The sequence below is a fragment of the Stutzerimonas stutzeri genome, assembly GCF_000935215.1.
Taxonomy (GTDB): domain Bacteria; phylum Pseudomonadota; class Gammaproteobacteria; order Pseudomonadales; family Pseudomonadaceae; genus Stutzerimonas.
Genome location: NZ_JXXD01000281.1, coordinates 1 through 6819, shown reverse-complemented (window position 1 = coordinate 6819; position 6819 = coordinate 1). Strand labels below are relative to the sequence as shown.

Here is a 6819-nt window from a genome sequence, read left to right as displayed (position 1 = left end):
CTCGGCGGCGCGAATCTGTTCGGGCTGCGCGCGGGTCCGCACCGACTGGTATTCGACGACCTTGCCGTCGCGGCCGACAGGTGTGGCGAACGCACTGACCCAGTAGTGATCGCCATTCTTGCAACGGTTCTTGACGATGCCCATCCACGACCTGTTCGCCTGCAGCGTCTGCCAGAGATCGGCGAAGGCCGCCTCGGGCATGTCGGGGTGGCGCACGATGTTATGCGGCTCACCGAGCAGCTCGTCTTCGCTGAAGCCGGAAATCGCCACGAAATCCGGATTGGCGTAGGTGATCGTTCCTTTCAGATCAGTCGTGGAAAGGATGTTCGCCGTTTCGCCGACCGTGACTTCACGGCCGTTTACGGGAAGGTTGAGGCGCATAAACAGATCTTCTCTTTGAAAATGGGGTCTGAGTACGCGAGGCAGATACGGCGCCGCTTCTGTTGGCAGCGCTCGCGTGGATGCGGCGGGGCATCCTTCTACAGGGGGCCGGTTACGGTTTGGCGATCAACGCTCGTCCTTCTCTCCCCTATCGGCTTCCAGCTGCTCGAGCAGGTCGATCAGGCGCCGGCGCAGCTGGCCGAGCTCGCGCGACTTGAACGAGCGTCGCGTGCGCTCCAGTACCTGAATGGTTTCTTTCAGCGCAGCGCGCAACGTCTCTTCGGTCAGCATTGGTCCATCGTCATGCACACACATGCAGGTTGAGTGCCTATCTCTGCCAGGGCATGCTTTGCAGCGAGACTCGAACCCAAAAAAAGGCGCCAGCCGTGGTGCATCCCAGAGGAATGTCACGGCTGGCGCCTTAGCTATCAGGTCCGGTTGTCCTGAGCGGTAAAGCAGCTTTCGCAACGCGCGAAACTGATGGCATTTTGCCTTCACACGAACGCCGTAACAAGCCCGCCGCTAACGGTGCGGCAATGCGCTACGCCATTGCCGCACGCACCACTCCCGTACATCAGGCTTTCAGCCGCGCCGCCGCGTCCAGAACTGCTGCACCAGCATCTCCATGCTGCTGGCCAGCTCGGCCACGCCCGACGCACTCTGCCGGCTGCGCAGGCCGCTCTCCACATGCTGGTCGGAGCCGCCACGAATGCTGACGATGTTCTGGTTGATGTTCTCGCTGACGCTGCTCTGCTGCTCGACGGCCGCGGCGATCTGCATACTCATTGCACTGATCTCGTTGACCCGGCTGTTGATGCCCTGCAGCGAGCGCGCCGCCTGGGCCGCATGTTCGACGCTCTGCATGGCCTGCTCGCGGCTGCGCTGCATGACCTCCACCGCCTGCCGCGCACCGCCCTGCAGCGCACCGATCATGCTGTTGATCTCCTGGGTCGACTGCTGGGTCCGTGATGCCAGGCTGCGTACTTCATCGGCGACGACGGCAAAGCCACGGCCCTGCTCCCCGGCCCGCGCCGCCTCGATGGCGGCGTTCAGCGCCAGCAGGTTGGTCTGCTCGGCGATGCCACGGATGACATCGAGTACCTTGGTGATGTCATTGCTATGCGCCTCCAGCTCATGGATCACGTCACCGGCCTGCTGGATGTCCTGGGCCAGTCGGCCGATGGCCGCGCCGGTACGGTTGACCACCTCGGTGCCGGTCGCCGCTTCGCTGTCCGCGCGGCTGGCTGCTTCGGCGGTGCGCTGGGCATTGCTCGCCACTTCCTGCACGCTGACCGCCATCTGGTTGATCGCCGTGGCGACCTGATCGGTCTCGCTCTGCTGGCGTGAAGCGCTCTGCGTGCTGCTGTCCATCGCGCCGAGCAGTTCGTGGGCGTGCTGGCTGAGTTGACGCGAGGCATCGCCGATACGGCCGACCATGGCGCCGGCCTCGGTTTCCAGCATCTTCATGGCAAAGGCGATCTGGCCGAATTCATCACGGCGGCCGGCATAGACCAACTGCCCCACCGGGTTGTCACCGACCCTGCGCGCCTGCTCGGCGAGACGCTGCAGCGGAGCCAGCGCGACATAGGCCATTGCGCCTGCGCCCAGCACGGCGGTAGCGGCGGTGGCCAGCGCAGCGATCAGACCCGCCCCACCCAACAGCGCGCCGGCGACCACGCACGGCGCGGCACCCAACGCGGCCAGCAGCGCGACGCGGCTGCGGGCACTCAGCGTTGCACGGCGCAGCGCAGCCGGAGGACGCTTGTCGCGCAACTGCGCATACAGCTGCTCGGCAGCGGCGATCTGAGCCGGCGCGGGCTTGGTACGCACCGACTGGTATTCGATGACCCGACCGTTGCGGCTGATCGGCGTGACGAAGGCACTGACCCAGTAGTGATCGCCGTTCTTGCAGCGGTTCTTCACCATGCCCATCCATGAGCTGCCACTCCGTACGCTCGACCACAGGTCGGCGAATGCTTCGGCAGGCATGTCCGGATGGCGAACGATGTTGTGGTGCTGGCCAAGCAGCTCGCTTTCTTCGAAGCCGCTGATCTTGATGAAGTCGGGATTCACATAGGTGATATCACCGTTCAGATCCGTGGTGGAAAGGATGTTGGCGGTGTCGCTGATGGAAACGTCGCGGCCAGTGACCGGCAGGTTCATGCGCATGGTGGTCTCGTGAACAAGGCAAAGCATGTCGTTCTTCCGCCACGGACGTCTCGATCGATGCACCTTGCCGGTACTTCGCGCATTCCCTGCCAATATCGCACCTCGCGGTGCTCGCTCCTTGCTGCGGACGGCCCAACGGGTCGTTTGTATCGATTTTGTAGCGCCGAAGACGAGCACAAAAAAAGCGCCAGCATTGATCCATCCCCTCTGGATGATCCCTGATGGCGCTTCAGTCGGCGGGCCCGTGGTCCTGTCCGATCAGCAAGTCTCCTCGCCTGGAGACTAATGTCATATTGACATCATCCGCTTCGAATGACAATGCACCTGAAGTCCTACTCCGCCGGTCGGCTTTTGCAGTCAGCATGGCTGACAATCACTAAAGCTATACTTACATATAACAATGTACAGCATATGTATAAAAAAAGATGTCGCCTCACGCGCAACCCTTCTGTCGTCATCCGGTCCTAGCAATGGGGCGCGACGCTTGCCCGGATCGACATGGCAGGTCCGCAGGCTGTTACCGACGCGGTCGCCTGCTAGACTCAAGTTCCGCGCAGACTCACAAGGGATGCCGGGAATCCGAAAACAACCAAAAAGGAGTGCATCCATGAAAGGCAAATCCTTGGCATGGATCTTTACCGCTGCTCTGGCGGGAACCGGCCTGAGCGCAGTGGCACAGGCGCAAGAGAAGTTCGTCACCATCGGCACGGGCGGCCAGACCGGCGTTTATTACGTTGCCGGTCAATCGATCTGCCGCTTCGTCAACCGCAACGCGGAAAACATCAAGTGCAACGCGCCGGCGAGCGGCGGCGGCGTGGCCAACGTCAACGGCCTGCGCAGTGGCGAGTTCAACTTCGGCATCATGCAGTCGGACCATCAGTACAAGGCGATGGAAGGCGTGGCGCCGTTCGAGAAAGAAGGCAAGATGGACGACATCCGTGCCGTCTTCTCGCTGCAGAGCGAAGTCTTCACCGTTCTGGCGCGTCGCGACGCCAACATCAAGGGTCTCGATGATCTGAAGGGCAAGCGCGTCAACATCGGCAACCCCGGTTCTGGCCAGCGCGACACCCTCGAAGAAATCATGAAGGAAAAGGGCTGGGACAAGTCGGCCTTCTCCCTCGCCGCCGAACTGAAGCCGGCCGAACAGGCCAGCGCCCTGGGCGACAACAACATCGACGCCATGACCTACTTCGTCGGTCATCCGAATGGCGCCATCCAGGAAGCCACCACCACCGTCGATGCAGTTCTGGTGCCGATCACCGGCCCGGAAATCGACAAGCTGCTGGCTGCCAAGAGCTACTACACCAAGGCTGAGATCCCTGGCGGCCTGTACAAGGGCAACGACCAGCCGACGCAGTCCATCGGTGGCAAGGCCGTGCTGTCCACTACTGCCAAGGTCGATGCCGAAGTGGTCTACCAGCTGGTGAAGTCGGTGTTCGAGAACATCGAGCGCTTCCAGCGTCTGCATCCGGCATTCAAGGATCTCAAGCCGGAAGAGATGATCGAAGTTGGCCTGAGCGCGCCGCTGCATGAAGGCGCCGAGCGTTACTACAAGGAACGCGGCTGGCTGTAAGGCTCAGCGGGGCCGCGTCGCGGATGCGGCCCTGACGTCGATGCCTTAGCCGAAAACCCGTGCGCCCCATGGCCACGGGTTTTCGCGGTTCCGTTACCTGAAAAAACAGGCCTCAATTCATGCAAGACAAACAACTGTCCACCGAGGAACTGATCGCCCAGGATGTCGGTGCGCGCTTGCCCGAAGGCCCGATGGCCGCGGTCATCGCCGGGCTGGCGCTGCTCTGGTCGCTGTTCCAGCTGTGGATCGCCTCGCCGCTGCCCTTCGTACTAGGGTTCGGCGTGCTGAACGACACCGAGACCCGCTCGATCCACCTGGCATTCGCGCTGCTGCTGGCATTTCTGGCCTACCCGGCCTTCAAGAGATCGCCCAGGGACCGCGTACCGCTGTTCGACATCGCCCTGGGGCTGATCGCTGCCTCCACCGCCGCCTACCTGTTCATCGTTTACGAACAACTGGCGCAGCGCCCCGGCAACCTGACCACCATGGACCTGATCACGGCCTGCCTCGGCATTCCGCTGCTGCTGGAAGCCACGCGCCGCGCACTCGGCCCGCCACTGGCAATCATTGCTCTGGTGTTCCTCGTCTATAGCGTCGCCGGCCCCTGGATGCCCGGCCTGCTGGCCCATCGCGGGGTGAGCTTCACCGCCTTGGCCAATCACCAGTGGATCACCACCGAAGGCGTGTTCGGTATCGCCCTGGGGGTTTCCACCAGTTTCGTCTTTCTTTTCGTACTGTTCGGCGCACTGCTCGAACGTGCCGGCGCTGGCCACTATTTCATCCAGCTGGCGTTCAGCATGCTCGGGCATTTCCGCGGCGGTCCGGCCAAGGCCGCGGTCGTGGCCTCCGGTATGACCGGCCTGATTTCCGGCTCGTCGATCGCCAATGTGGTGACCACCGGTACCTTCACCATCCCGATGATGAAGCGCACCGGTTTCTCGGCCGAGAAGGCCGGCGCGGTGGAAGTCGCCTCATCGGTGAACGGCCAGATCATGCCGCCGGTGATGGGCGCCGCGGCATTCCTGATGGTCGAATACGTCGGCATCCCCTATGTCGAGGTGATCAAACACGCGTTCCTTCCCGCGCTGATCTCCTATATCGCGCTGGTCTACATCGTCCATCTCGAGTCGCTCAAACTCGGCCTCACCGCATTGCCGCGGGCTAACGTCGCCAAGCCGTGGATGCAGCGCCTGATTGGTTTCGCCTTCGGCGCGGCGCTGATTTCCGGCCTGTCGCTGGGCGTCTATTACGGTCTTGGCTGGCTGAAACCGGCACTTGGCGATTCCGCGCTTTGGGTCATCGGTGCGTTACTGGCATTGGTCTATCTGGGCCTGCTGAAGATTGCCGCAAGCAATCCGCCACTGCCCCATGAAGACCCTGACGCTCCGCTCGAGCAGCTGCCGGAGACGCGTCCGGTGCTGCTCTCCGGCCTGCACTTCCTGCTGCCGGTGGTGGTGCTGGTCTGGTGCCTTATGATCGAGCGGCTGTCGCCCGGCCTGTCGGCATTCTGGGGCTCGGTGATGCTGGTGATCATCCTGCTCACGCAGCGGCCGCTGCTGTCGATGCTGCGCAAGGACGAGGCCCACGAGCACGGCACCTTCATGGATGGTGTCGTCGATCTGCGCGAGGGCCTGATCGCCGGTGCGCGCAACATGATCGGCATCGGTATCGCCACAGCGGCGGCGGGCATCATCGTCGGCGCGGTATCGCAGACCGGCGTCGGCCTGGTGCTGGCCGACCTGGTCGAGCTGCTGTCGATGGGCAACCTGCTGCTGATGCTGCTGCTCACGGCCTTCCTCAGCCTGATCCTGGGCATGGGCCTGCCGACCACCGCCAACTACATCGTGGTGTCCAGCCTGCTGGCACCGGTGATCGTGGCGCTGGGGCAGCAGAATGGTCTGATCGTGCCGCTGATCGCGGTGCACCTGTTCGTCTTCTACTTCGGCATCATGGCCGACGTCACGCCACCGGTGGGCCTGGCATCGTTCGCTGCCGCGGCGGTGTCCAAGGGCGACCCGATCAAGACCGGTATCACCGCCTTCTACTACAGCCTGCGCACGGCGGCTCTGCCGTTCCTGTTCATCTTCAACACCGACCTGCTGCTGATCGACGTGGACTTCTGGCACGGCGTGCTGATCTTTGTCGTGGCGACCATCGCCATGCTGATCTTCGCCGCCGGCACCCAGGGTTACTTCCTGGTGCGCAGCCGCTGGTATGAAAGCCTGTTGCTGCTGCTGGTGGCCTTCACCCTGTTCCGCCCGGGATTCTGGATGGACATCATCCACGACCCCTATCGCGACATCGAGCCAGCCGCGCTGGTCGAGACGCTGGAACGGGTGGAGGAAGACAGCCAGCTGCGCCTGCGCGTGCTGGGTGAGGATGACGTGGGCGACCCGCGCGAGTTCGTCGCGCTGCTGGCAATCCCTGACGGCGAAAGCGGTGAGGAAAAGCTCGAGAAGATCGGCCTGATGACTTACGAGGACGATGGCAAGGTGCTGATCGATAGCGTGACCTTCGGCAGCCCGGCCGCCGAGGCGGGCCTGGAGTTCGACCAGCAGATCCTGCGCGTTCGCGCACCGACCGATCGCTGGCCGAAGGAATTCATGTGGATTCCGGGCTTCCTGCTGTTCGGATTGATCGTCTGGATGCAGCGACGACGCCAACGGCGCTGACTGCAGTCGCTGCAAAGAGAAACC

Annotated in this window: 5 protein-coding genes; 2 read left to right on the top strand and 3 right to left on the bottom strand. The window is 62.9% G+C overall.

Annotation, left to right across the window (positions count from 1 at the left end):
- The 3 genes from LO50_RS21900 to LO50_RS21895 all read right to left on the bottom strand — a co-directional run.
- The coding region (locus LO50_RS21900) for a PAS domain-containing protein (RefSeq protein WP_044316359.1) at positions 1-381 on the bottom strand (381 nt) is incomplete at its 3' end.
- Between the two features lie 126 nt (positions 382-507).
- Entirely contained in the window at positions 508-672 is a 165-nt protein-coding gene (locus LO50_RS25145) for a hypothetical protein (protein WP_003303263.1), read from the bottom strand.
- Positions 673-963: 291 nt separating this feature from the next.
- A complete protein-coding gene (locus LO50_RS21895) occupies positions 964-2550 on the bottom strand; it encodes a methyl-accepting chemotaxis protein (RefSeq protein ID WP_003303265.1) in 1587 nt (528 codons plus the stop codon).
- A 607-nt stretch (positions 2551-3157) separates the two neighbouring features.
- Between LO50_RS21895 and LO50_RS21890 the strand changes: the two genes are divergently transcribed.
- On the top strand, positions 3158-4123 hold the full coding sequence (locus tag LO50_RS21890; RefSeq protein WP_014818672.1) for a TAXI family TRAP transporter solute-binding subunit: 966 nt from the start codon (positions 3158-3160) through the stop codon (positions 4121-4123).
- 119 nt (positions 4124-4242) lie between these two features.
- Positions 4243-6795: a TRAP transporter permease gene (locus tag LO50_RS21885; RefSeq protein ID WP_044316358.1), complete on the top strand. Its 2553-nt coding sequence runs from the start codon at positions 4243-4245 to the stop codon at positions 6793-6795.
- Positions 6796-6819 lie beyond the last annotated feature (24 nt).